The organism is Sorangium sp. So ce834 (assembly GCF_051521425.1).
Lineage (GTDB): Bacteria > Myxococcota_A > Polyangia > Polyangiales > Polyangiaceae > Sorangium > Sorangium cellulosum_D.
In genome coordinates, this window is sequence record NZ_CP150351.1 from 12,090,755 (window position 1) to 12,114,420 (window position 23,666).

Consider the following 23,666-nt stretch of genomic DNA (forward strand, 5'->3'; position numbering starts at 1 on the left):
GAGACTAGAAGGGGGCGCAGGGAGCGTCGTCGGTGCGCTTGGTGATGTCGTAGCAGCAGTAATCGCCGTCGTACTCGGGCTCGCTGTCGACCGACTTGACCTCGCTGCCGCAGGTAGAGCCGCCGAAGTACTCGAGCGCCTCCGCCTGGGAGGGGCACGCCCCCTCGTACTCGGTCCACTCGAAGCACCCGACCTTGTCGCACCCCGTGGCCGTGAGGGAGACCGCCAGGGCTGCGAGCGGAAGGGCCCGGACCGGGCAACGCGCGAGGGCCGAACGGATCGTCGAGATCATGGATTCTCCCAAGGTCGGGCGCTGCTCGCGCCGCGGGCGAGCATACTCCGGTTCGGAAGAAGCCGGCTGTCCCGGAGAGGCGCCGGGCGCGCCGAGCAGCCTTACGTCACGCGTCGACGCGCGCCGCGCGCGACGGAGCGCGCCGCGTCGCCTGGTCGGCCCGCATCGGCTGGGGTACACGTCAGCATGGCGACCGGAGAGCAGGGGGCCCGGGTGGTGCGCGCGCCGCGCGGGAGCGAGCGGAGCTGCAAGGGGTGGATCCAGGAGGCGGCGCTCCGGATGATCCACAACAACCTGGATCCGGAGGTCGCGGAGCGGCCCGACGACCTCGTGGTCTACGGCGGCACCGGGAAGGCCGCGCGATCGTGGGAGGCGTTCGACGTGATCGTCCGCGAGCTCCGGGAGCTCGAGGACGACGAGACGCTCCTCGTGCAGTCGGGCAAGGCGGTGGGCCGCTTCCGCACGCACCCGGACGCGCCCCGCGTGCTCCTCGCGAACTCGAACCTCGTGGGCCGCTGGGCGACGTGGGACGAGTTCCGGCGCCTCGAGGCGCTGGGCCTGACCATGTACGGGCAGATGACCGCGGGCTCGTGGATCTACATCGGCTCGCAGGGCATCGTGCAGGGCACGTACGAGACGTTCGTCGCCGCGCGCAAGGCGCACGCGGCGCGCGCGCCGGGCGGCGGCCGCTGGGTGCTCACCGCGGGGCTCGGCGGCATGGGCGGCGCGCAGCCGCTCGCCGCGACCATGGCGGGCATGGCCTGCCTCGGCGTCGAGATCGACCCGGCGCGCATCGAGAAGCGGCTCCGCACCCGCTACGTCGACGAGCGCATCGACGACCTCGACCGCGCCCTCGAGGCCGTCCTCGACGGCGTCCGGCGCGGGGCGCCGCGCTCGATCGCCCTCTGCGGCAACGCCGCCGACGTCTACCCGGAGCTCGTCCGCCGCGGCGTCACGCCGGACCTCGTCACCGAGCAGACCGCGGCCCACGATCCGCTCGTCGGCTATGTCCCGCCGGGGCTCACGCTGGAGCAGGCGGCGGCGCTGCGCGCCCGCGACCCCGGGGAGTACGTCGCGCGCGCGAAGGCGGGGATGCGGCTCGAGGTCGAGGCGATGCTCGAGATGCAGCGGCGCGGGGCCGAGGTCTTCGACTACGGCAACAACATCCGCACCTGCGCGATGGAGGCGGGCTGCGAGGGCGCGTTCGCGATCCCCGGCTTCGTGCCCGCGTACGTGCGCGAGCTGTTCTGCCAGGGCAAGGGCCCGTTCCGGTGGGTGGCGCTCTCGGGCGATCCCGAGGACATCCTCGCCACCGATCGCGCGGTGCTCGAGGCGGTCCCGGGCGACCCGGATCTCCGGCGGTGGATCGAGCTCGCGGAGCGGAGGATCGCGTTCCAGGGGCTCCCGTCGCGCATCTGCTGGCTCGGGTACGGCGACCGCGCGAAGGTCGGGCTCGCCTTCAACGAGCTCGTGCGCACCGGCCGGGTGAAGGCGCCGCTCGTGATCGGGCGCGACCACCTCGACTGCGGGTCGGTCGCGTCCCCGTTCCGCGAGACGGAGGCGATGAAGGACGGCTCGGACGCGATCGCCGACTGGGCGATCCTCAACGCGCTCGCGAACACGGCCGGCGGCGCGTCGTGGGTCAGCTTCCACCACGGCGGCGGCGTCGGGATCGGCAACTCGCTGCACGCCGGGATGGTGATCGTCGCCGACGGCACCGAGGCCGCTCGGCGGCGGCTCGAGCGGGTGCTCACCATCGACCCGGGGATGGGGATCATCCGGCACGCGGACGCGGGCTACGAGACGGCGATCCGCGTGGCCGACGAGAAGGGCGTCCGGGTGCCGCACCGGGCGAGGTGAGGAGCCGGGCGCTCCGGGCCGGCGACCGTCAGGCTACCCCGAAGCGTCGCGCTGTCGCGCGTACTCCAGGAGGCTGCTTCCGAGCTTCCATTGCCCCTTCCCGGCAGGCGTCACGATCCCGCCCTCGCGGAGCGAGTCGAGCGCTTCAGCGCCGAAGATCGATCGTAGCGTGGGCGTATCGATCAGGGCGGTCGCGTTGAGCTGCGCTCCCGCCTCGCGGAGGCGACGCAGAGCGCGCTCGTGCGGCACCGAGAGCGGCGACACCAGGTGGTAGGTCCGGCTCTTGGCGCCGTGCCAGACGAGCCCCTTTCGATCGAGGGTCGAGAGCGACCTCTTCGCGGTGTCGAACGATACGCCGAGGGTCCGGGCGAGCCTGTCGACGGAGAGGCGCCCGCCCGCGCCCGCGAGCGCGACGATGTACTTGCGCTCGCGCGGCTCGAGGCCGAAGGGACCGTACGCGGCGAGCGTGGCCTGGGTCTTCTCGTCGTAACGGGAGCGCGTGCTCAGCCGGACGATGAAGGTATCAGCGCTCTGCTCCAGCTCCGGCGCGTGCAGCTCGACCTGCGCCATCGAGCCGAAGATGCGGCGCATGCCCTCCCCTTGATCCCGCGACCAGCCGAGATCGCGCAGCACCCGCATGATCAGCGGGTTCCTGGAGCGATGCGCGCCCTGCTGCTTCCTGAGATCCTCGGGCGTGAGCGGCTCGGGCAGCTTGCCTGGGCTCTTGAACTCGACCCGATCCGGAAAGTGCAGCACCTCGATCGCAGCCCCCTCGATCGCGTAGTTGCGGTGCGCCACGGCGTTCACGATGCACTCGTCGACGGCCTCGGGCGGGAGCACCTGCGCCGTGGTGAACAGGCTGCTCGTCCGCGCGTCGACCTCCAGGCTCGAGTGCAGCGTCGCGGCGGCCTCCGGGAATATCCGGACGATGGGGCCGGGCACCTCCACCTCCCGCGTCCCGAGCTGCCGTCCAAACCCCTCGGTGAGACCGTGGACGCGGCGGATGCGCAGCCGGTTGTTCGGGTGCCACCGGAGCGGTTCCTTCGCGAACAAGAGCAGCGCGGCGCGCCGGATCACCAGGCTCCCGTTCCGTCCTTCGCTGAGATTCCAGTACCTGAGGAGCGTCCGGACGTCGCCAAGCCCTGCAAGGTGTGGCTTCGACGCCAAGAGATCGGTCGGAATCTCGAGATCGTCCAGCGTGGCCCCATGCACCAGCTGCGCCTCGTAGGCGGTATCCCCGAGGCGATGCTCGCGCCTGCGCGCGATCTCGCCCGGCGGGACCGGCTCCGTCCGCGCAGGCGCGCCTCGACGCCACAGACACCGGCCGTCGGCGGTAACCACCACCGCGCTGGGATGATCGCCGACGCGGAAGAGCAGGACGCGGTTGCCGTCGAGCTCCACGTCGTGGACGCGCACGCCGAGGTCGGTCTCCTTCACCTGATGGCGCGGGGCCTGGACCAGGTACATGAGCTCGTCGCCCGTCCAGGGGACGCCGGTGACAGCCCCGGAATCCTCGACGCCTACCAGCAGATCGCCGCCGTCCGTGTTCGCGAACGCGACGAGCGTCTCGCCGATGTCCTTCGCGACGGATTTGATCGCCCGCGGCACCTTGCCGTCAGGACCGAACTCCCAGGCGGTCTTGAACTCGACGGCGTAGGACTCGCCTCCGGCGATCAGGGTGCGGGTGACGTGCTCCACCTCGGGGTCGCGCACGAGCGGCACCGTAGCGCAACTCGGACAGGCTGTTGATCGCCTTTACGGTCCAGCTGTCCTGGCCGGCGCATCGCGTCCGAGCGCCCCGAGCGATGGACGAAAACTCGGGCGAATCGACGATCGACGAGCGGGTTTCACGAGCCGTCGGCAAGCCTCACCCGCGCGTGGTGCGCGGCCTTCGCTTCGGCGTGCGCGGCGCCTCGGCGCGCGGCGGCGGCGCCGCCGGCTCGGGCGCGCCCCGGAGCGCGCGCAGCCGCGCGATCTCCTCCGCGTAGCCGCGCCGCTCCTTGGAGAGCGGCGGCAGCTCGACCACCGCCGGCACGCGCGCGAGCCGCGCGTCGTTCGCGAGGCGCCAGAACGGCGCGAGCCCCATCTCCCCGTCGCCGATGCGCTCGTGCCGATCGACCCGCTGGCCGAGCGCCGCCTTCGAGTCGTTCACGTGCATGCACCGCAGCCGATCCATGCCGAGCAGCCGGTCGAAATCGCCGAAGAACCGCGCGTAGCCGGCCTCGCTCCGGAGATCGTGCCCCGCCGCGAACGCGTGCTGCGTGTCGATGCAGACCCCGAGCCGCGCCCCCTCCGGCCCGGCGCGCTCGATCATCGCGGCGATCTGATCGAGGCGATCGCCGAGCGTCGACCCCTGCCCGGCCATGTTCTCGATGCACAGCTGCGCGCGGAGCCCCTGCCCCCGCGAGAGCACCATCGCGAGGCTCTCGCCGATGCGGTCGAGGCCGGCCTCCTCGCCGAGGCCGCGGTGCGCGCCCGGGTGGAACACGACGAAGTCGATCCCGAGCGCGTCGCAGCGCGCGAGCTCCTGGAACAGCGCCTCCCGCGAGCGATCGAGGATCGAGGCGTCGTCGGCGCACAGGTTGATGAGGTAGCTCGCGTGCGCGAGCGTCGGGCCCGCGCCCGCCCACGCCGCGCGCGCGGCCCGGAACGCGGCGATCTGATCCGCGCCCAGCGCAGGCTCCCGCCACTGGCCCGAGACCTTGGTGAAGACCTGCAGCGCCTCGCAGCGATCCTCACCCGCCAGCGCGATCGCGCGGTGGAGGCCGCCGGCCACGGACTCGTGTGCCCCGAAGATCATCGGCCGCACTGCTTGGGTCGCGTCCCCCGCGCCGGCAAGCCATTCCTCCGAGCACGACGGATCTGCCACGCCGCCGCGACGCGCGCGCGACCGCGACCCCCGGAACGCGCCGTCCGATCCTCCGCGACGACCTCGATTCCCGAGCAAACGCGCGAGCAAACCCTATGCCGGGGCGGCGCGAACCTCCGTTCGCGGCACCTCGCCCTTGACGCGTTCCGGCCCAGGCGCGAATTGAGCGGCCTTCCTGGAGTCTCGATGAGCCATATGGGTGTTACGAACGGGGCCGGCGCCCGAGGGGTGGAGCCGGGGTCGCCGGGTGCGGCCAAGGGCGAGGAAACCGCGGCGGCCCCGCCGCTGGTGCCGTCTCAGGTGCTCTCGGGCAAGCGGCTCGTGGTGGTCGGAGGCACCGGGTTCCTCGGCAAGGTCTGGCTGGCCATGCTGCTCACCAGGTTCCCGGAGATCGACCACATCTACCTGCTCGTCCGCGCCAAGGAGAGCCAGTCGCCCGAGGAGCGCTTCTGGTCGCAGATCGCGACCTCGCCCGTGTTCGACCCGATCCGCGAGCAGCACCCGGGGCCCGCCTTCGAGGAGTACCTGCGGCGGAAGATCACCCCCATGAACGGCAACGTCGGCCAGCCGATGCTCGGGCTCGGCAGCCGCGTGGGGGAGCTCACGGGCAAGATCGCCGCCGTCGTGAACGTGGCCGGGGTCGTCGACTTCAACCCCCCGCTCGACGAGGCGCTCGAGGTCAACGCGTTCGGCATCAGCAACCTGGTCGAGCTCGCGCGGGCCCTCGGGGCCAAGGTGATGCACACGAGCACCTGCTTCGTCGCGGGGTACCGCTCCGGGCTCATCGAGGAGAACCACCCGGCCGAGATCCCCTTCCCCCGCGCCGCGGGCGAGACGTGGTTCGGCGCCGCCTGCCCGAAGCGCACCCTCGATCGATCGCACTGGGACCCGCAGCGCGAGATCAGCGAGTGCCTCGACCTCGTGAAGCAGGCGCGCCAGCGGTGCGAGGACGCCTTCCGGCAGAGCGCCTTCCTCGACGAGGCCAAGGCCAACCTGGCCGCCCGCGGCGAGCCGAGCCGCGGCAGCGCGCTCGACAACGAGCTCGCCAGGGTGAAGCGCAAGTTCATCAAGGACCGGCTCGTCGAGGCCGGCAAGGAGCGCGCGCTCTTCTGGGGGTGGACCAACATCTACACCTACACGAAGAGCATCGGCGAGCAGGTGCTCGCGAGCTCCGGGCTGCCCTTCACCATCGTCCGCCCCGCCGTCGTCGAGACCGCCGTCGAGTTCCCGTTCTGCGGCTGGAACGAGGGGATCAACACCTCGGCGCCCTACCTCTACCTCGCGTCGAAGGGGCAGGTGCAGTTCCCCGGCGACCACGACGTGCGGCTCGACCTCATCCCGGTCGACATGACCGCGAGCGGCATGATCGCCTCGCTCTGCGAGCTCATCGAGGGCCGCGCGCCCGCCGTGTACCAGTACGGGACGACCGACACGAACGGCTGCCGCGTCACGCGCTACCTGGAGCTCGCCGGGCTCTACAAGCGACGGCAGGTCTTCGAGGGGAAGAAGACCGCGCTCTTCGACGTCGTGTCGTCCCGCTTCGAGCCGCGCGGCCTCACGCGGCAGCAGTACGGCGCGCACGGCGCGCGCGCCATCGAGGGCGCGCTCCGCGGCCTCGGCGGCCTGCTCAAGTCGGCGAGCGTCGGCCCCGCCGCGGCCCTGCTCAAGCCGGCGGCCGCCGCGCTGGAGAGCGCCGCCAAGGCCGAGCAGAAGACGGCCACCCTCCTCGAGGTCTTCATGCCGTTCGTCGCGGAGGCCGACTGGGTCTACTCCTGCGCCAACACGCGCGCCGCCATGGCCCGCATGCCGCCCGAGGAGCGGGCGCGCTTCGTCTGGGCGCCGGAGGCGATCGACTGGCGCGACTACATCTGGAACGTCCACCTCCCCGGCCTGGAGAAGTGGGCCTTCCCGCTCATGGAGGACATGCTCCGCCGGGAGATCAAGCCGCTCCGGCCCTACGACAGCCTGGTCGACCTGCTCGACGAGGTCGCCGAGCGCTTCGATCACGCGCTCTCCCTCCAGCGGATCGAGCAGGACGGGCTCTCGCGCACGAGCTACCGCGAGCTCCGCGACGCGGCCTGCCAGACGGCCGCGCGCCTCGCCGCCCTCGGCGTCCGCCGCGGCGATCGCGTGGCGCTCTCCGGCGCGAACCAGCCGTCGTGGCCCATCGCCTACTTCGGCATCCTCCGCGCGGGCGCCGTCGCCGTGCCGATCGATCCCGCGCTCGACGCGGAGGCGTTCGCGGGCATCGTCCGCTCGTCGACGGCGAAGGTCGTGCTCTGGGACAGCGGCGTCGAGGAGAAGATCGGCGCCGAGGTGCGCGCGGCGCTGCCGAACCTGTACGCCTTCGACCTCTGCGGCTTCGCCGAGGGCCGCGCGGCCGACCTGGGGCCGGCGTCCGGCGAGGGGCTCGCGCCGCCGGACGTGCGCGTGGGCGGCGAGGACGTCGCGAGCGTCGTCTACACGAGCGGCACGACCGGGGAGCCGAAGGGCGTGCTGCTCACGCACGGCAACTTCACCGCGCTGCTCGCCGCCCTCGCCCCGCTGTTCCCGCTCAAGGCGAGCGATCGCGTGCTCAGCGTGCTGCCGCTCCACCAGACCTTCGAGGTCACCTGCGGCCTGCTCCTGCCGCTGTCGCAGGGCGCGCGGATCATCTACCTCGACGAGGTCTCGGCCGACCGGGTGACCGACGGGCTGAAGAGGGCCCGCGTCACGGCGATGGTCGGCGTGCCGGCGCTCTGGCAGATGCTGGAGCGCCAGATCGTCGCCCGCGTGAAGGAGCAGGGGCCCGCCGCGGCCGCCGCGTTCAGCTGGGCGATGGAGCTGAACCGCATGCTCGGCAAGCGCTTCGGGCTGAACGTGGGGCGGCTCTTCTTCGGGAGCGTCCACGAGGCGCTCGGCGGCAACGTCCGCTTCCTCATCTCCGGCGGCGCGGCGCTCCCCAAGGACACCGCCGCCGTGTTCAAGGGGCTCGGCCTGCCGCTCGCCGAAGGCTACGGCCTGACCGAGGCGGCGCCGCTCCTGACCGTCGCCAAGCCGTCGCCGACGGTGAGCCCCGGGAACGTGGGCAAGCCGATCCCCGGCGTGCAGATCAAGATCGCGAACCCGGACGCGAGCGGCGTCGGCGAGGTGCTCGCGCGCGGCCCCAACGTCATGAAGGGCTACGCCGAGGGCGCCGGCGCGACCGAGGCCGCGCTCGACGCGGACGGGTGGCTCCACACGGGCGATCTCGGCAGGCTCGACAAGCAGGGGCGGCTCGTCCTCGTCGGCCGGCAGAGCGAGGTGATCACCGCGGCGAAGGGCGAGAACGTGTACCCGGCCGACGTCGAGCGCCAGCTCGGCAAGGTCGAGCACGTGAAGGAGCTCGCGATCGTCGGGATCGACAACGGCCGCGGCGGCGAGCAGGTCGCCTGCCTCGCCGTCCCCGCGGCGCCGAGCGCGAAGGACGAGGGCGGCGACGCGGCGCTCGCGCGGGCGGCGCAGCACGAGCGCGCGCTCGACGCGCTCCGCACGGCGATCCAGGCGCTGCCCAAGCCGTGCCACCCCATGGCCCTGCACCTCCACGACGCCGACCTGCCGCGCACCGCGTCCGGCCAGGTGAAGCGCGCCGAGGTGAAGGCGATCGTCGAGCGCCTCGCCGCCTCGGCCGCCGAGGCGGGCGCGGCGGCGCTCGCGCCGGACGCCAGCGCCGCGGCCGCGGAGCCGACGTCGCACAAGCCGGGCGAGGAGCCGATCCACGTCCCCCGCCCGATGGCCGACTTCGCGAAGCACTGGATGAACAAGGTCCAGTCCGGCTTCTACGGGAACGTCATGCGCCCGAAGGTCTACGGGCGCGCGTTCATCCCGCACAACCGCAACACGATCGTCGTCTCGAACCACGCGAGCCACCTCGACATGGGGCTCGTGAAGTTCGCGCTGGGCAGCTACGGCGACGGCATCGTCTCGCTCGCCGCCCAGGACTACTTCTTCGAGGGCAACCGCTGGCGGCGCGCCTACTTCGAGAACCTCACGAACCTGGCGCCCTTCGACCGCAAGGGCGGCCTGCGCACGGCGCTGCGCCAGACCGGCGAGATCCTCGACCGCGGGCGGACCGTGCTGCTCTTCCCCGAGGGCACGCGCAGCCCCGACGGCAGCATCCTGGAGTTCAAGCCGGCGATCGGGCACCTCGCGCTCACGCACAACGTCGACATCCTGCCCCTCTACCTGGGCGGGACCTTCGAGGCGCTCCCCAAGGGGCGCAGCGTCCCGATCCGCCGCGATCTGGTGGCGCGCATCGGGCCGCCGCTCGAGATCGCCGAGCTCCGCCGGCTCACCGCCGGGATGAAGTACGCGATGGCCTGCCGCAAGGTCGCGGAGCTCACGCAGCTCGCCGTGATCAAGCTCAAGGAGGGCGGCGCCCTCGACCTGCGCCGGGTCGAGAGCATCGATCAGGCCGCCACGACGAAGGAGCACCCGCTCACGGTCCTGTTCCGCGAGCTCGAGTCGAAGTACGTGGCCGGGCGGGTCACCCAGCCGATCACCTACTACGTCACGCTCGGGGCGGAGGAGGAGGCGAAGTGGACCCTGCGGATCGATCCGGCCAGCTGCGAGGCGCGGATCGGCAAGCCGAGCCAGCAGGCGGACTGCGTCCTCAAGACGACGCCGGAGATCTTCACCAAGATCGTGCGCGAGGCCTACACGCCGAGCCCGATGGAGTTCATGACGGGCCTCGTGAAATCGAACGACATCTCCCTCCTCCAGACCTTCCAGAAGGTTTTCGATCTCGCATGAGCCGCTACCTCGTCACCGGCGCGACCGGTTTTCTGGGCTCGCACCTCGTCTCGGCGCTGCGCGGGGCGGGCCACGACGTCGTGGCGCTCTGCCGGGCGGAGGCGCCCGCGCTCGCCGAGCAAGGCGTCGCGCTCCGCCGCGGCGACGTCCTCGACGCGGCGTCGGTCCGCGCCGCCGCCGAGGGCTGCGAGGGCCTCTTCCACTGCGCCGGGCGCGTCTCGCGGCGCCGCGAGGACGCCGAGGCGCTCTACCGGACGCACGTCGAGGGGACCAAGATCACCCTCGACGCCTGCCGCGACGCGGGGGTGAAGCGCGCGGTGATCGCGAGCACGAGCGGCGTCGTGGCGGTGAGCCGCGATCCGGGCGACATCCGCGACGAGACGGCGGCGCCGCCGATCGACCTCATCGCCGGCTGGCCCTACTACCGCTCGAAGCTGTACGCCGAGCGCGCGGCCTTCGATCGCAATGGGCCCGGCTTCGAGGTCGTCGCCGTCAACCCGAGCATCCTGCTCGGCCCGGGCGACGTCCACGGCGCGTCGACGGGCGACGTCGTGAGCTTCCTCGAGCGCCGGCTGCCCTTCATCCCCGCGGGTGGCCTCTCCTTCGTCGACGCCCGCGACGCGGCGCAAGGGATGGTGCTGGCGATGGAGAAGGGCCGCCCGGGCGAGCGCTACCTGCTCGGCGCCGCCAACATGAGCCTCGACGTCTTCTTCCACCGCCTCTCGCGGATCTCGGGCGTCCCGGCCCCGGCCCTGCGGCTGCCGCGGAGCATCGCGCTCGCCAAGGCGGGCGCGCACCTCATCGAGCGGGCGCGGAAGCGGCTGCCGTTCGACGTGCCGGTCGACCCGGTGTCGGCCGAGATGGGCCAGCACTTCTGGTACCTCGACGCGACGAAGGCGCGGCGAGAGCTCGGCTGGACGCCCCGCGACCCGGTCGAGACGCTGGCGGACACCGTCGCCGACCTGCGCGCGCGCGGCGTGGTCTGGCCGCAGGCGTAGGCGGCGCGGCCGGGCCGCCGGCGTAGGCGGCGGTCGCGCGGCGCGCCGAGGCGCGCTGGACCGGCAAGAATAGCCCGCCACGCCAGCGTCACTGGCGGCCCCGCATCACCCGCGCACGCGCCAAGTTGCCCCGCGCAATGGCGTTACGCCACAGCCGCCCTCCGGCGCCGGCGCGAGCGCCGCTCCTCGCCGAAAGCCCGGGGCGGTCCGCCGTTTGCACGATGAGCCTGCTGGGAACCTCCGCGAGAGCGAGGAGAGCCAGCTTGGTGAACCCGCATCTATCCACCGAACCCAAAGCCGCAGACGCGATTCAGGCGGGCCTCGTGTTGATGACGATCGGACGGGGTGGCCGGGTCATCTTCGCCAACCCGTCGGCGCGCGAGATCTCGTTTGCCTACGAGGACCTGGACGGGCACACCCCGCAAGTCACCGACGCCGACGGGAAGCCGCTCGGGCCAGACGAGCGGCCGCGGTCCCGCGCCCTCCGGGGCGAGTCGTTCGGCCCCCTGCTGACGCACTGGAAGACCCGCGAGGGCGACTTCGCGCTCCTCGTCCGGTGCGACGCCGTCGACCACGAGGACAAGCTCGCCGCGCTCACCTTCATCGACGTGACCGCCTTCCAGCGCTGGACGGCAGACACGCGCGCCGCGCTCGCCGCCCGCGACGAGTTCCTGTCCATCGCGGCGCACGAGCTCCGGTCGCCCCTCAACGCCCTGCTCCTCACCATTCATCGCATCAAGCTGCGCATCCCGCCGGACGGATCGCTCCCCGAGCTCGACAGGCTCGTCGACATGTCGGAGCGCCAGATCGATCGCCTGACCAGCCTGGTCCAGAACCTCCTCGACGTGACCCGGATCCGCGCCCACCGGCTCGAGCTCGATTTCGAGCCGAAGGATCTGCTCCAGATCGTGCGTGACGCCGCGGAGGCGATCGCCGAGCACGCTCGGACGGCCGGGACGCCGGTCCAGATCGTGGCCAGCGAGCCCATTTTCGGGCTCTGGGACGGCGCGCGCATCGAGCAGGTCGTGCAGAACTTGCTCACGAACGCGCTGAAGTACGGCGGCGGCGGCCCGGTCGAGGTCTCGCTCGCGCGCCAGGGGACGACGGCCAGGCTCACGGTCCGCGACCACGGGCCGGGCGTCGCCGCGGAGAACCGCGACCGGGTCTTCGAGCCCTTTCAGCGGATCGCCTCCACCTACAAGGCGCAGAGCCTCGGGCTCGGCCTCTACATCGTGCGCGAGATCGTCCAGGCGCACGGCGGCAGCATCGTCATCGAACCTCCCGACGGCGGGGGCGCGGCGTTCGTCGTGCGCCTGCCGATCGAGCAGCAGACGTCGGAGACTGCAGCGAAACCGTTATGACGCGAGAACGTGAAGACCCGAGAGACGCACAGGCACCCTCGACCGAGGACAGGGAGAGCGACCGCCCCAGGGCAGACATCCCGCGGCTGGAGACCGGCATTCCGAGGCTCGATTACATCCTGAAGGGCGGCTTCCTCCGGAACGGCACCTACGCCCTGATGGGGCCGCCCGGGAGCGGAAAGACGATCTTCGGCAACCAGCTCTGCTTCGAGCACATCCGGAGGAGCCCGAGCGCGCGGTGCGTCTATGTGACGCTCCTCGTCGAGTCGCACAGCAAGATCATCCGCCACCTGCGCGGGATGCAGTTCTTCGATGTGGGGATGCTCCCCGATCGCATCTATTACATCAGCGGCTATCCGGCGCTCCGCGATCAGGGCCTGCCGGCGCTGCTGGAGCTCTTGCGCCGCACCCTGCGCGAGCGCCGCGGCACCGACGTGCTCGTGATCGACGGGATCGAGAGCGTCGAGCAGCGCGCGCCGAGCGCGCTGGCCTTCCGCGAGTTCGTGCACGAGATCCAGGGGCTCTCGGCCCTGAGCGACTGCACGACGTTCCTCCTGTCGAGCACGCGCGGGCCGTCGCACGCCGAGAACGCGCTCGTGGACGGCGTCATCGAGCTCACCGATCAGCTGATCGGGCCGCGGGCCGTCCGGGAGCTCACGGTGCACAAGTTCCGCGGGAGCGATTGCCTGCGCGGCAAGCATGAGGTCGAGATCGACGCGTCCGGGATGGTCATCCACCCGCGCACCGAGATCCAGTTCGACAGCCCGCCGGCGAGCGCGGCCGAGGAGCGCTGCCGGATGGGCTTCGGGATCGAGAGCTTCGACGCGATGCTCGATGGCGGCTTGCCCTCGGGCTCGACGACCGCCCTCCTCGGGGCGCCCGGCACCGGCAAGACGCTCCTCGGGCTCTCGTTCCTGGCCGAGGGGGCGAGGCGGGGCGAGGCGGGGATCTACTTCGGCTTCTACGAGCCTCCGCCGCGGCTCTGCGAGAAGGCCCGGAAGGTGGGGATCGATCTCGACACCCACATCAAGAGAGGGACGATCCGGCTCATCTGGCAGCCGCCGCTGGAGCACATGATGGACGCGCTGGCGGAGCAGCTGCTCGAGCTCCTGCGCCAGGACCCGACGCCGCGGAGGCGGCTGTTCATCGACGGCATCGAGGGCTTCCGGGCCGCGTCGGTCTACCCGGACCGGATGCCGCGGTTCCTCTCGGCGCTCACCAACCAGCTCAGGATGCTCGACGTGACGACGGTGGTGACCGAGGAGCTCGACCTGTTCACGCCCCTCATCAAGATGCCGAATCCAGAGCTCGGGAACGTGGTCGAGACCGTCGTCCTGCTCCGCTACGTCGAGCTCCGGTCGCAGATCCACCGGCTCATCTCGGTCATGAAGATGCGAGAGAGCGTCTACGACAGGTCGATCCGCGAGTTCGTCATCTCCGAGCGCGGCATCGAGGTGGCGCGCTCGTTCGAGTCGGCGGAGCAGATCCTCTCGGGGCAGGCCCGGCTCCTCGCCGGGCTTTCGCGGAAAGCGGGGGAGCCGTGACGACGGTGCTGGTGGTGGACGACGAGCTCGACCTCCTCGCGTGCATCGAGGGGCTGCTCGAGGACGAGGGGTACTCGGTCGTGACGTGCGCCGACGGCAAGCAGGCGCTCGAAGCCCTGCGGGGGTCGCGTCCGGATCTCGCCCTCGTCGACCTGATGATGCCGGTCATGAGCGGCTTCGACCTGGTCCAGGCCGTCTCCGCGGAGCGGCGGCTCGACGGCATGCCGATCGTCATCATGAGCGCGGTGGAGCAGCGCCACGAGCTGCTGCAGAAGCTCGGCGACCGGGCGCAGGCCGTCCTCAAGAAGCCGTTCACGGCCGACAAGCTCCTCGGCACGGTCCGCAAGCTGCTCGCGGCGCCCGCGACCGCGCCGGCGCCCTGAGGCGCCGCCCCGGCGGCTCAGATCGCCCGGCGCAGGGGGGTCGGCGGGAACAGGTCCTTCATGTCGAGCGGGAGCTGGCCGCGGAACCCCTCGATCTCGCCGGCGGACACGCTGTCCGCGACCGCCTCGCAGATCGCCTGCAGCACGAAGCCGGCGGCCTCGCGGTCCATGCGCAGCTCGCGGGCGACGTCGTCCTCGATGGTCGCCGTCGTGATGCGCTTGTCGGGCCCGTCGAGGAACGGATCGAGCGACGGGTGGAGCTTGGAGGGGAGCTGCGCGATGAGGTGGCGCGCCTCCTGGGGCGTCACCCTGCGGCAGAGGTTGCCGAGGACGATCTGCAGCGCGAGCTCGGCGCGGTCGCGCTGCTGGAGGCCGCTGTGGCGCTCGACCGCGTGCAGCAGCCGGCCGTAGGCGCTGTCCGCGCGCGCCTTGCGCCGGGTGAGGGCGCGGACGGGGCCGCGCGAGCGCTGCTCGGGGCGCGCGATCCCCTCCGGGTGCAGCGCGCCCCCCGGCTTGAACCGGGCGGCCACCTCGAGCTGCGCGCGCACGACGGAGCCGGCGGCCTCGGCGTCGATGGCGCCGTCGGCGAGCAGGTCGTCCAGGGTCACGACGCCGACAGGCCGCCCTTGCTCGGTCAGCGGCACGCGCCGACACGCATGATCGCGCATGATGCGCACGGCGTCGTCGATCGACGCGTCGATCTCGAGCGTCGCGACCTCGTCCGACATGATGTCGCGCAGCGCGGTGCTGCGCGCGTCGAGATCGCCTGCCACGACCTCGAGCGCGATGTCGCGGTCGGTCACGATGCCGGCGAGGCCCTGGCCGTCGTGGACCAGGACGGCGCCGACGTGGTTGTCGACCATCGCCCTCACCGCGTCGTAAGCGGTCGAGCGCGGGCTCAGAACGATCATTCGCGGGCGTCGGTACTGTTCTAGCGGCATGGCGAGATCCCTCCCCTGGGCGGCGTTGGCGCGTTGAACAGCGGCTAGCCAGAACGGTACCAACCGCGAGGGCGGCGCGAAGGTCGCCTCGGTCCGGCAGGCGCGGCTCTCCTGCGCGGCTGGGCACGGCGGCGCGCTCTGCGTCGTGCCCTTCGAGAGGTGCGGGAGCGGCGCTAGCCGTCCGGCGCGTCACCCGTTACGGCGATCTTCTCCGCCACCGACGAGAAATTTCGACGCGCGCTCACAATGCACAGCACGGAACACGCGGCGCTTCGGCGCGCTTGACGGCGTCGTCGCGGTGGTACGAAAGTCGATGCCGCGCTGGGCGGGCCAGCGCGGCGTCGTGGTCCCCTCGATCCGGCGGGTGAACCGTGCGTGCTCCTCTTCTACGGGACCATCTACGGCGAGCGGCCGCCGTGACCGTCGCCCTTGCCTCCATGGTCCCCCTCCAGGCCGTGGCCGCGGACCCCGCTGCGCGGGACCGCGAGGTCCAGGAGCTCATCGACGAGGCGGAGAAGGCCGCCAAGCGGCTCGAGCTCGCTCGCGCCCGCGAGCTCTGGGCGCGCGTCAACGCGCTCAAGCCCATGACCATGGCCATCTGCCAGCTCGGCGTGTTCGATCTCGGCCTCGACCGCCTCGAGGAGGCCGCGGCCGAGCTCGAGAAGTGCGTCGAGCAGATGCCCGCGCCGACCAACGACATCGAGCGCCGCCGCTACGAGGTGAGGCATGCCGCTCTGGCGGCCGTTCGGCAGCGCGTGGCCGAGCTCCACATCAGCTCCCCGCCGGGCGCGGCGCGGCTCCTCGTGGATGGCCGCGAGGTGAGCGCGGGCGGCCCGGTCTTCGTCACGCCTGGACAGCACGAGGTCACGGCGATCGGCAAGCAGGGGCAGGTCGCCCATGCGCTCGTGAAGGTGGCGGCGCGCGAGTCGCGGCGCGTCTCGCTCGCCTTCGAGGTCCCGAAGGCTGCCGCCGCAAAGGTCCCTGTGCCGGCTCCGGTCGCTCCAGCGCCGGCGCACTCCAGGCCGAACCCCTCGTTCATCGGCGCCGGCGCGGCCGTCTCCGCGGCCCTGCTCGGCGCTGGCATCGGGCTTCACGTCGCCGGCGGCTTCGCCGAGCGCGAAACGGTCGCCAAGGTGACCCGCCTGAACGACGGCTCGATGCTCCATAGCAGCGCCGAGTATCGCCAAATCTACGACGAAGCGGACGCGGCCGACGCTCGAGCAAGCCTGTTCCGTGGCTTCGGCTCGGCTGCGCTCGTCGCCGGCGCAGCGCTCGGCGCCGCGACGATCGTCTACGTCGTCTGGCCACGGAAGGCCGAGATCCGCCCGCGAGGCGCCGGCGCGGAGGTGAGGCTCGTATGGTAGCCGTCGGCGACGTCTGGGAAGGGCACGAGCTGCTCAACGAGGAGCGCGGCATGGTCCGTCACTTCCTCGCGCGGCAGGTCGGCGACACGAGGGCGCTCGTCCGTTTGCACCTCCGCGAGGGCGCGCGCCTCGACGAGGACGTGTTCGCCGAGGAGATCGCGCGCCTGCAGCGCCTCGCAGGCGAGATCCCGGAGGTCGTCCCCGTGCTCTACGGCGGGGTGAGCGGCTCCGTGGCGTGGGCAGCGTCGCCCGTGCTCGGCGACGCGGTCCCGCTCCTCGACGCTGCGCGCGGGAGCGAGCTCGGGCCGGATGCTCTCCAGGTGCTGATCGACGTCGGGCGCTGCCTCGTGCGCGCTCATGAGCTCTCTTTCCTCCACGGCGCCCTCAGTCCGGACCGGGTCTTCGTCGTGAGCGATGGCCGCACCGCGATCACGCACTTCGGCTTTGTCCGTCTCTTTCAGCTCGGCGCGGAAGAGGCGCGTCACGACCCGTACGGGTACGCGCCGCCGGAGCTCCTCTCCGGGGGTCGGCTGGGACCTCGCGCGGACGTCTACGGTTTCGGCACGCTCATGTACGAGCTCTTGTGCAAGCGCGCCCTCTCGCCGTGGACCACGCCGCCGAGCTTTCCCAGCGGGCTCCCTCCGCTGCTTCAGGCCGTGATCCAGATGGCCCTTGAGGAGAACCCCAAGCGGCGGCAGCCGAGCATCGGCAAGGTGCTCTCTGTCCTGACTCCCTTTGCGCGCGAGTGGGAAGAGCTCGGCCGACCGCCGGACCTTCCCTGCGCGAACATCTTCGCGGAGCCGTCCGGCGCTCGGTGCAAGCCGGCCGAGGGAGCGCCGCTCCCGGTGGAGGACGAGGCCCAACCGGTCGCGCCGGCTGAAGCGGGGGGACGCGCCAGCGCGCTCCCCACGCCGCGCCCTTCCGAAGCGCCCGACACGGTCGAGAGCGTGATACCGCCGCAGGACGCGCGGGACGACGGCACCCACGCGCCTTCGGTCGCTCCCCCGCGCCCTCCTGATACGCCCGACACGCTCAAGAGCGCGGTGCCGCCGCGGGACGCGCGGGACCACGCCCCCCACGCGCCTCCGGTGGCTCCGCGGTCGCCTCCAGTCCCCGATCTTCCCGACCTCGCTCCGATGCTGCCGGTCGCGCCGGCGCCCTCGACCTCTCCACGTTCCCCGGCGCTGCCCGGCGCGCCGGCGCCCCCGCCCCCTCCGCGCCCCAGCGGCCCCCCAGGGCGACGCTCCTCCGCGCGCCGGTTCGGCGCGGTGCTCGCGCTGGCGTTCGCGCTGGGCGGCGCGGCCGCGGTCCTGTGGTGGGAGCCCCGTCATCGGGCCGTGCTGAGTCTGGGGCCGATCGTCCGGGCTGCAGCAGTCCGAGCCATCCCGCCGCCATCGGCTCGGCCGCTCGATCGATGCCCTGAGCCGCTCCCGGGGGCCGCCGCCCTGCCGCCCGTCGCGGCGCGGCCGCGCGCGAACCGCCCTGCCGCTCCCCCGCGGCAGGCCATGGAGACGCCGGCGCAGGGGCGCGATCTCTGCGATGGCTTCGTCCCTTGTCAGAAGGTCATTTACTGAGCAGCGGGAGGGGTTCTCATGAGGTCGAGCGCTTGCTTTGTAAGTGTCGCCGTCGTGCTGACGGCGTGTGGGGACGGGCTCGAGGCCTACGGTGTCGCTGCCCCGCGGACGGACGACAACGCCGTGTGGCTCTGGACTGGCGAGATTCCCGATGCGCCGGCGTGTCCGGGTCACCGGCTGGATTTCTGGGAGGGTTGGGGTGACGTGGGTGCCTTCGAGGAGTGCGGCGTGTGTACGTGCGGACCAGCTCTCTGCACGTTGCCGTCGAGCGTGACGGCGCACAGGTCGCTGCGCTGCGGCGACCACGGAGCCCAGATCGTCTTCGATGAGCCAGATGCGGACGAGGATCACTCGGGCGTGTGCCGCAAGGCTGCCCCTCCTGTGCCGAGCGAGGTGTTCGCCTCGGTCACCTTCGAGCCGCCGGCCCTCGCAGCCGAGTGCGTTGCCTCGCCGTCGTTCGACCCGCCGCCGATCTCGGGGCGCTTTGCAAAGGCCTGTCCGATGGGGCCAGGCATTCATGCGTCGAGTGACTGGCAAGCGTGCATCTCCCCCGAGAATGACGGCCAGTGTCCGCCAGGGTTCAACAGTCGATGGGAGTTCAAGGAGCGAATCGCAGACGCGCGCACGTGCACCTCATGTTCCTGCGAGGCTCCGGTGGGTGGGAGCTGCGAGGCTGAATTTCTCGTGTATGCCGAAACCACCTGCACCACCAAGATCATCGGAGGAGGGTTCGGCGTCGACCAGAACGACAGTCGGTGCACCGACATCGATCCCCTTCCGATCGCGGCGATGCGTGCGGTACTCACCCGTCAAAGGCCTGGCACGTGCGCGCCGACGTCGCCGGTCTCCCAGGTAGTCGGCGATCTCGTCAGCGGAGAACGGCGCGTCTTCTGCTGCTCCAACAACTTCAACTGAAGGGCGGTACCCACGATGCGGTCGAATGCATCATCCCTCCTTGCAGTGTTCGCACTGCTCGGGTGCTCCTCGATAGATCTTCCACCAGAGCTACCGAAGCCCGATCTAGCCGAGCAATTATTTATCCTCATGGAAGGCGCCGGAGCATTCAAGCGATGCGAGGCGTTCAACGAGGAGCTTGCATGGGAAGGCTTCTTCGAAGCAGAGGGGTTCAGCGCGGAGAACGAGTGTGAGCCCTGCGAGTGTGCTCCGGCCGAGTGCGCGCTGCCGTCGAAGGTGACCGCCAACGCGTCGGTTTGTCCTGGCGAGGACGCCGTCGGCACGCTCGAAGCAGGCGCATCATGGGACGGTTCCTGTACAGCGGCGGCGGAGCCGATCCCGAGCGACGCCTTCGCTACAGTGACCTTCGAGCCGCCGACCCTCGCCCCGTGCGCGCCTGTGTCGACGGAACCGAAGCCGTCGATGGGCAGTCTACGGTTTGTCAGGGCCTGCAAATCCGATCCTCCCGGATGGGCGCCGACCCTCAGCGCGACGTGCTACCCTCCCCAGGAAACCGGCGAGTGTTGGGAGGGATATACGCACAAGCGTGAGTTTCCCATGCTCAACGACACCCGCAAATGCTCTCCATGCTCTTGCGGCGCGCCGAGCGGCGGAAGCTGCACGGTGAAGACCACGCTGTACCAGGATCCGTACTGCGTCAGCGAGATCGCAGCGGAGGTCATCGCCGATCAAGATGAACCTATTTGCACCAGGACGACGAATGCGCCGCTTGCGTCGATGCGATCGCGGTTCACGGTGAACGAGCCTGGCACGTGCGCCCCGTCGACCGACTCCAAGATCGTGAGCGGTTCCCTGGAACGCGGGATCACACACGTTTTGTGCTGTGATCGCTAGGCGCTGCAGGCGGGCACGACGGCGGCCGCGCCGCGCTCGGCGACGTGCCCCTCGACCTCCGCCCCCGCGTCCCCCAAGCGGCGCCCGCGCCGAGCTCGCGCTCCCGCCCGTCGTCGCCGGCATCGTGCCGAGCTCGGCCAGGTGGCCGGCGGCGAGCTCAGGGCCCTGCCACCCCCGCCGCGCCCCCCTCTCCAGGGGAGCCGATCCCACGACGCCCACCAGGCGTGGCATGCCGCTCGCAAACCTGTCATCGCGGGCCGGAGTCGGCGCCGCGGGGACGGGCACATGGGCAGCAGGATCATCCTGGGAACGGCCGCGCTCATGAGCATGACGGCCTGCGAAGCGGCGGAGGAACCTGGCAAAGCGGGAGCGGATGGCCGCGAAGCAGAGGAAGCCGAAGGCGCGCCGCCGAGCTTCGTGTTCAGCCTGGATCGGACGATCACGGCAGAGGACGCGATCCCGCAGATCCTGAACGCTGGGCGCCCTCAGCTCGCCGCCGCGTGTGCCGAGGTCCCCGAAGCGTTGATCCGCGTATTCAACCCGCTTGCCTTGGGCGCGTACGAGGACGTGACGTGCTCCGCGGTGCTCGACGGCGAGGGAACCGGGGAGGCCAACGCGGCGCTCGCCGACGCTGAGCGCGGCGGGCCGATCGGTGTGGCGCAGCAGGAGCTCTCGCCGTTCTCGATAGGCTGCGGTGTCTTCGTGGGCGCATCAGCTCTCGTTGCGCAGTTTGGTGTGTGCCCGCGTGCGAGGACGGAGCGAGCCAGGAAGCGCTGCGATTACTGGACAGGCGGTGGATTCGTCGGCCTCGGCGTGCTGTGCGGGTTCTTCTGAGGCGCATCGATGACGACCGATCTCAGGCCGCTGAGAGTCCTCGGGATTCTGCTGTGCGGAGGGCTGCTGGCTGCTCCGACGGTGGCGAGCTATCACGAGCCGCTGCAACCGATGAGCCTGAACGTCATCCGCGCCCTGTTCCCGCTCTGGATCGCCTTGCTCATCCAGTTGTGCATCGACGAAGGCCGCGCACGCGAACGGGCCGCGCGCGAGGGGCGTGGAGAGTGAGCACGGGACGACGCGAGCCTCGCGCAGAACCTACCAGCCGAAGCCGACCTGACCACGACCTGAGAAAGCCAGCGCCGAGCTCGCGCTCGAGCTCCTCGCCGCCGGCGCCGTGCCGCCCTGTCGCTGAGCGAGGGAACGGGCCCCGAGTCCTGGGGGCGATGGATGCGGGCCGAGCACCAAGTGGACGGCGGCCGCCCAGGGGAATGGCTACGGATCGACCCACGTCCACACGACCGAGAAGAGGCACACGTAGATCGTCGCCTCGCCCATCGACACCCCATCCATGTCCACATCTGGCACCACCTCGTTCCCGAGCTCCGGCGGGATCGGCTGGTAGCCTGGGTACGTGGCCTCGATCTCCTGAGCGATCTCGAGCGCCACCGGCTCCTCCTCGGGGATGCCGGGGAGGTGGATCCCGTAGTACGGCCCGAGCAGCGACACGTGGAAGCTGAGCGCCGTTTCGTCGGTGAGCCAGATGCGGGCCGGATACGCCGGGTCGATTCCCCCTGCAAACAGGTTAAGCGACTCGTTCTGAAGCCTGTATCGAGCTCCCAGTCTGTCGATCACGGCCTCCCACGTTGGGTACTCCGCTCGCCCGCGGCTAGCGGCTTCCACCAAGCGGCGGTGCTCCTCCGTGTCCTCGTAGACGGACTCGCCCGGCGGCACACAAATGCGCATGATTTTCTGCACACCCCGAGGGTAGAAGCGGTAGACAACGTCGAGAAGCTCGGAGCGAGTTATCTCCATGGATTCGTCACCTCGGCGCCGAGTCATGGGTACTTGGATTTGGGCACAGCCTCCACCTTCTCGCGCGCCCGAGCTCGGCCCAGTGGACAGCGGCCACCCAGGAGAACGGCTACGGATCCACCCACGTCCAGACCTTCGAGAAGAGGCACACGTAGATCGTCGCCTCGCCCATCAACGCCCCGTCCATCGCCACATCCGGAACCACCTCGTTCCCGAGCTCCGGCGGGATCGTCTGGTAACCGGGATACGTGGCCTCGATCTCTTCTGCAACTGCCGCCGGTAGTTCGTCGGGCCCGCCTGTATCGTGGATCCCATAATAAGGCCCGAGGAGGCTTACGTGGAAGCTGAGCGAAGCCCTGCTGTTGGGCGAGGGAACAGGCTCCAAGTCCTGGGGGCGATAGATGCGGGCCGAGTACGCCGGGTCGCTCCCCCCCGCCACCAGGCTGAGCGACTCGTTTTGAAGTCTGTAGCGTTTGTACATGCGACAGATCATCACTTCCCACGTTGGGTACTCCGCTCGCCCGCGGTTTGCCGCTTCCACCAGGCGGCGATGCTCTTCCGTGTCGTCGTAGAAAGGCTCGTTGGGAGGCACGTGGATGCGGTCGAAGTTATGCACGCCCCGCGGGTAGAAGCGATAGACGACGTCGAGCAACTCCGAGCGGTTTGTCACCCTCATTTTGTCACCGACGCGCCGAGCCCCTTATACTTGAATTTGAACGCAGCGTCCACCGCGCTGCGAAACCTTTCGCAGAAGATCCCCGGCGGCAATTATAGTCCATGAGCTCTCCGACTTCCTCCGTGATCTCCTCGCTGAGGTTAGCTGCACGGAGCGGATCGATTTTCCCCATCAACTCAGTCCGGAGCGGCATCTTGATGGTGAGAGGACAGTACCACTCTCTGATGCCTCCTCGAGATTTGTGCTCGAACCTCAGGTTTGCCTTGGCCTGTTGGTACCCGCCAGCACTCCCCTTACCGTCATCCTTGACAATCGTAACAAAAGGGAACTCCGACGGTTCAAAATTTACGTATATAAATGTTGCCATCCCAGGTTTCGGACACTTCGAGCTGCATGCACCGCCACAGCTCCAGAAGGTCGCCCCGTCTCCGGCTACATCTCCGAATCCGGGGCACGGGTCTCGCGGGCTCTCCGGGCTATAGGTCGTCGGGGTCCCCGAGCTGTCGCTCGGTCTCTCCTCTTCGTCTTCGAGCTCCCACTCGTTGCAGGCGATCTTGCGCTCGCTGCCGTCGTGCGGGCCGTCCGGCGGCTCCGCCCCGAAGTCCCCCGATGAGGCGGAGGTGAAGACGGGGACGGGATCATAACCTGGACCTGCACCTACCCCCGAGCTTCGTTCCTCGACAGGATAGCAGTCTCCTATCGTCCAGTTGCACGCCGCCAGCGTCCAAACCGAGATGGCCAAGATCAACAACAGGAATCTTCTCGCGTTCATGTCGCACTCCATCGAAGCACAGGCCCAGCAACAACGACGACGGACACGTAGCCCGGGAGCACAAGACTACCCCCGCCGATCCAATTCACATTGGCGCTCATGGACACCCCCAGCGGTCCGACGACGTACGCGCTCGCCTGCCCGTGGCCGCCCACGGCCATGCCGCCGACGCGGCCGCACAAGGTGGTGCCGCACGCCGGCATGACGTAGAGCGCGACCGAGGGCCCCGCGCTGACGTTGACGTCCTTCCACGCATACCCGAGGTCGACCGAGGTCTGGTTGTAGACCCCGGGCCCGTCCGCCTGGGTCGGGGGTAGGAACGTGCACAGGTCGTGCACCGAGAACAGGATGTCTCGTTGGATGAGCCACGAGATGCCGGCATGCGGCCCCACCGCGAGGCGCGGCACGGTACCGGCCTGGAGCCACCCGAGGCTCACGCCGGCGCTCAGCTCGGACGCTCCCGCTTGCGCCGGTCCGACGAGGACTGGACGAGGACTGGGAGGACGACCAGACCCGCCCAGGGGATCCGCCGGCCTCTCGTGCCCATCGTCCCCTCCTCCCCTCTGTGCAACGGACGAGCAACGTCGCGACGCGGGTCATCTTTCTGATCGTGGAATTGGACGTCAACCGGAATTGGGGCCGGG

The 23,666-nt window shown here is 70.6% G+C and carries 20 protein-coding genes; 12 read left to right on the forward strand and 8 right to left on the reverse strand.

The features are described from left to right. Nucleotides 1–4 precede the first annotated feature (4 nt). Nucleotides 5–292 carry a hypothetical protein gene (locus WMF20_RS44495; protein ID WP_129579923.1) on the reverse strand — a complete coding sequence of 96 codons (288 nt, stop codon included), beginning with the start codon at nucleotides 290–292 and terminating at the stop codon, nucleotides 5–7. A gap of 186 nt (nucleotides 293–478) precedes the next feature. On the opposite strand from WMF20_RS44495, the gene hutU reads away from it, so the two are divergent. Beyond that, nucleotides 479–2,152, forward strand: a complete 1,674-nt coding sequence (gene hutU / locus WMF20_RS44500; RefSeq protein ID WP_437607849.1) for a urocanate hydratase — start codon at nucleotides 479–481, stop codon at nucleotides 2,150–2,152. A gap of 33 nt (nucleotides 2,153–2,185) precedes the next feature. Here hutU and WMF20_RS44505 read toward each other — a convergent pair whose 3' ends face one another. Both WMF20_RS44505 and WMF20_RS44510 read right to left on the reverse strand, forming a co-directional pair. After that, nucleotides 2,186–3,865, reverse strand: coding sequence for an ATP-binding protein (locus WMF20_RS44505; RefSeq protein ID WP_437607850.1), 1,680 nt, complete (start codon nucleotides 3,863–3,865; stop codon nucleotides 2,186–2,188). Between the two features lie 154 nt (nucleotides 3,866–4,019). Then, a complete protein-coding gene (locus WMF20_RS44510) occupies nucleotides 4,020–4,952 on the reverse strand; it encodes a deoxyribonuclease IV (RefSeq protein WP_437607851.1) in 933 nt (310 codons plus the stop codon). 264 nt (nucleotides 4,953–5,216) lie between these two features. On the opposite strand from WMF20_RS44510, the gene WMF20_RS44515 reads away from it, so the two are divergent. From WMF20_RS44515 to WMF20_RS44535, 5 genes are all read left to right on the forward strand, one after another. Beyond that, the gene (locus WMF20_RS44515; RefSeq protein ID WP_437607852.1) at nucleotides 5,217–9,791 is read left to right on the forward strand and encodes an AMP-binding protein; all 4,575 of its coding nucleotides are present in this window, start codon (nucleotides 5,217–5,219) and stop codon (nucleotides 9,789–9,791) included. After that, the gene (locus tag WMF20_RS44520) at nucleotides 9,788–10,789 is read left to right on the forward strand and encodes an NAD-dependent epimerase/dehydratase family protein (RefSeq protein WP_437607853.1); all 1,002 of its coding nucleotides are present in this window, start codon (nucleotides 9,788–9,790) and stop codon (nucleotides 10,787–10,789) included. Before WMF20_RS44515 ends, WMF20_RS44520 begins: the two co-directional genes overlap by 4 nt. A gap of 329 nt (nucleotides 10,790–11,118) precedes the next feature. After that, a complete protein-coding gene (locus WMF20_RS44525; protein ID WP_437607854.1) occupies nucleotides 11,119–12,150 on the forward strand; it encodes a sensor histidine kinase in 1,032 nt (343 codons plus the stop codon). Continuing rightward, nucleotides 12,147–13,694: an RAD55 family ATPase gene (locus tag WMF20_RS44530; protein WP_437607855.1), complete on the forward strand. Its 1,548-nt coding sequence runs from the start codon at nucleotides 12,147–12,149 to the stop codon at nucleotides 13,692–13,694. The genes WMF20_RS44525 and WMF20_RS44530 overlap by 4 nt, the downstream gene beginning before the upstream one ends. After that, on the forward strand, nucleotides 13,691–14,077 hold the full coding sequence (locus WMF20_RS44535) for a response regulator (RefSeq protein ID WP_437607856.1): 387 nt from the start codon (nucleotides 13,691–13,693) through the stop codon (nucleotides 14,075–14,077). The genes WMF20_RS44530 and WMF20_RS44535 overlap by 4 nt, the downstream gene beginning before the upstream one ends. Before the next feature lie 17 nt (nucleotides 14,078–14,094). Here WMF20_RS44535 and WMF20_RS44540 read toward each other — a convergent pair whose 3' ends face one another. After that, nucleotides 14,095–14,988: a DUF2267 domain-containing protein gene (locus WMF20_RS44540; protein ID WP_437607857.1), complete on the reverse strand. Its 894-nt coding sequence runs from the start codon at nucleotides 14,986–14,988 to the stop codon at nucleotides 14,095–14,097. A 446-nt stretch (nucleotides 14,989–15,434) separates the two neighbouring features. Between WMF20_RS44540 and WMF20_RS44545 the strand changes: the two genes are divergently transcribed. The 6 genes from WMF20_RS44545 (at nucleotide 15,435) to WMF20_RS44570 (ending at nucleotide 20,827) form a co-directional block, all read left to right on the forward strand. Continuing rightward, complete coding sequence (locus WMF20_RS44545; protein ID WP_437607858.1) at nucleotides 15,435–16,382, forward strand: hypothetical protein; 948 nt, start codon at nucleotides 15,435–15,437, stop codon at nucleotides 16,380–16,382. After that, on the forward strand, nucleotides 16,376–17,956 hold the full coding sequence (locus WMF20_RS44550) for a protein kinase domain-containing protein (protein ID WP_437607859.1): 1,581 nt from the start codon (nucleotides 16,376–16,378) through the stop codon (nucleotides 17,954–17,956). The genes WMF20_RS44545 and WMF20_RS44550 overlap by 7 nt, the downstream gene beginning before the upstream one ends. A 123-nt stretch (nucleotides 17,957–18,079) precedes the next feature. Next, a complete protein-coding gene (locus WMF20_RS44555; RefSeq protein WP_437607860.1) occupies nucleotides 18,080–18,871 on the forward strand; it encodes a hypothetical protein in 792 nt (263 codons plus the stop codon). 129 nt (nucleotides 18,872–19,000) lie between these two features. Further along, nucleotides 19,001–19,765 carry a hypothetical protein gene (locus tag WMF20_RS44560; RefSeq protein ID WP_437607861.1) on the forward strand — a complete coding sequence of 255 codons (765 nt, stop codon included), beginning with the start codon at nucleotides 19,001–19,003 and terminating at the stop codon, nucleotides 19,763–19,765. Nucleotides 19,766–20,050: 285 nt separating this feature from the next. Beyond that, nucleotides 20,051–20,599 carry a hypothetical protein gene (locus WMF20_RS44565; RefSeq protein WP_437607862.1) on the forward strand — a complete coding sequence of 183 codons (549 nt, stop codon included), beginning with the start codon at nucleotides 20,051–20,053 and terminating at the stop codon, nucleotides 20,597–20,599. A gap of 9 nt (nucleotides 20,600–20,608) precedes the next feature. Next, entirely contained in the window at nucleotides 20,609–20,827 is a 219-nt protein-coding gene (locus WMF20_RS44570; RefSeq protein WP_437607863.1) for a hypothetical protein, read from the forward strand. A gap of 207 nt (nucleotides 20,828–21,034) precedes the next feature. Here WMF20_RS44570 and WMF20_RS44575 read toward each other — a convergent pair whose 3' ends face one another. The 4 genes from WMF20_RS44575 to WMF20_RS44590 form a co-directional block, all read right to left on the reverse strand. Further along, complete coding sequence (locus WMF20_RS44575) at nucleotides 21,035–21,394, reverse strand: hypothetical protein (RefSeq protein WP_437607864.1); 360 nt, start codon at nucleotides 21,392–21,394, stop codon at nucleotides 21,035–21,037. A gap of 289 nt (nucleotides 21,395–21,683) precedes the next feature. Further along, nucleotides 21,684–22,250, reverse strand: a complete 567-nt coding sequence (locus tag WMF20_RS44580; protein ID WP_437607865.1) for a hypothetical protein — start codon at nucleotides 22,248–22,250, stop codon at nucleotides 21,684–21,686. Between the two features lie 4 nt (nucleotides 22,251–22,254). Continuing rightward, nucleotides 22,255–23,022, reverse strand: a complete 768-nt coding sequence (locus tag WMF20_RS44585; RefSeq protein WP_437607866.1) for a hypothetical protein — start codon at nucleotides 23,020–23,022, stop codon at nucleotides 22,255–22,257. Further along, the gene (locus tag WMF20_RS44590) at nucleotides 23,019–23,459 is read right to left on the reverse strand and encodes a hypothetical protein (protein WP_437607867.1); all 441 of its coding nucleotides are present in this window, start codon (nucleotides 23,457–23,459) and stop codon (nucleotides 23,019–23,021) included. Before WMF20_RS44590 ends, WMF20_RS44585 begins: the two co-directional genes overlap by 4 nt. Between the last annotated feature and the right edge of the window lie 207 nt (nucleotides 23,460–23,666).

Coding starts and splice junctions, on each gene's coding strand:
- hutU (WP_437607849.1), top strand. CDS start 479: ATGGCGACCGGAGAGCAGGGGGCCCGGGTGGTGCGCGCGCCGCGCGGG.
- WMF20_RS44580 (WP_437607865.1), bottom strand. CDS start 22,250: ATGAGGGTGACAAACCGCTCGGAGTTGCTCGACGTCGTCTATCGCTTC.
- WMF20_RS44570 (WP_437607863.1), top strand. CDS start 20,609: ATGACGACCGATCTCAGGCCGCTGAGAGTCCTCGGGATTCTGCTGTGC.
- WMF20_RS44495 (WP_129579923.1), bottom strand. CDS start 292: ATGATCTCGACGATCCGTTCGGCCCTCGCGCGTTGCCCGGTCCGGGCC.
- WMF20_RS44565 (WP_437607862.1), top strand. CDS start 20,051: ATGGGCAGCAGGATCATCCTGGGAACGGCCGCGCTCATGAGCATGACG.
- WMF20_RS44550 (WP_437607859.1), top strand. CDS start 16,376: ATGGTAGCCGTCGGCGACGTCTGGGAAGGGCACGAGCTGCTCAACGAG.
- WMF20_RS44540 (WP_437607857.1), bottom strand. CDS start 14,988: ATGATCGTTCTGAGCCCGCGCTCGACCGCTTACGACGCGGTGAGGGCG.
- WMF20_RS44525 (WP_437607854.1), top strand. CDS start 11,119: ATGACGATCGGACGGGGTGGCCGGGTCATCTTCGCCAACCCGTCGGCG.
- WMF20_RS44560 (WP_437607861.1), top strand. CDS start 19,001: ATGGAAGGCGCCGGAGCATTCAAGCGATGCGAGGCGTTCAACGAGGAG.
- WMF20_RS44510 (WP_437607851.1), bottom strand. CDS start 4,952: ATGATCTTCGGGGCACACGAGTCCGTGGCCGGCGGCCTCCACCGCGCG.
- WMF20_RS44520 (WP_437607853.1), top strand. CDS start 9,788: ATGAGCCGCTACCTCGTCACCGGCGCGACCGGTTTTCTGGGCTCGCAC.
- WMF20_RS44515 (WP_437607852.1), top strand. CDS start 5,217: ATGGGTGTTACGAACGGGGCCGGCGCCCGAGGGGTGGAGCCGGGGTCG.
- WMF20_RS44530 (WP_437607855.1), top strand. CDS start 12,147: ATGACGCGAGAACGTGAAGACCCGAGAGACGCACAGGCACCCTCGACC.
- WMF20_RS44585 (WP_437607866.1), bottom strand. CDS start 23,022: ATGAACGCGAGAAGATTCCTGTTGTTGATCTTGGCCATCTCGGTTTGG.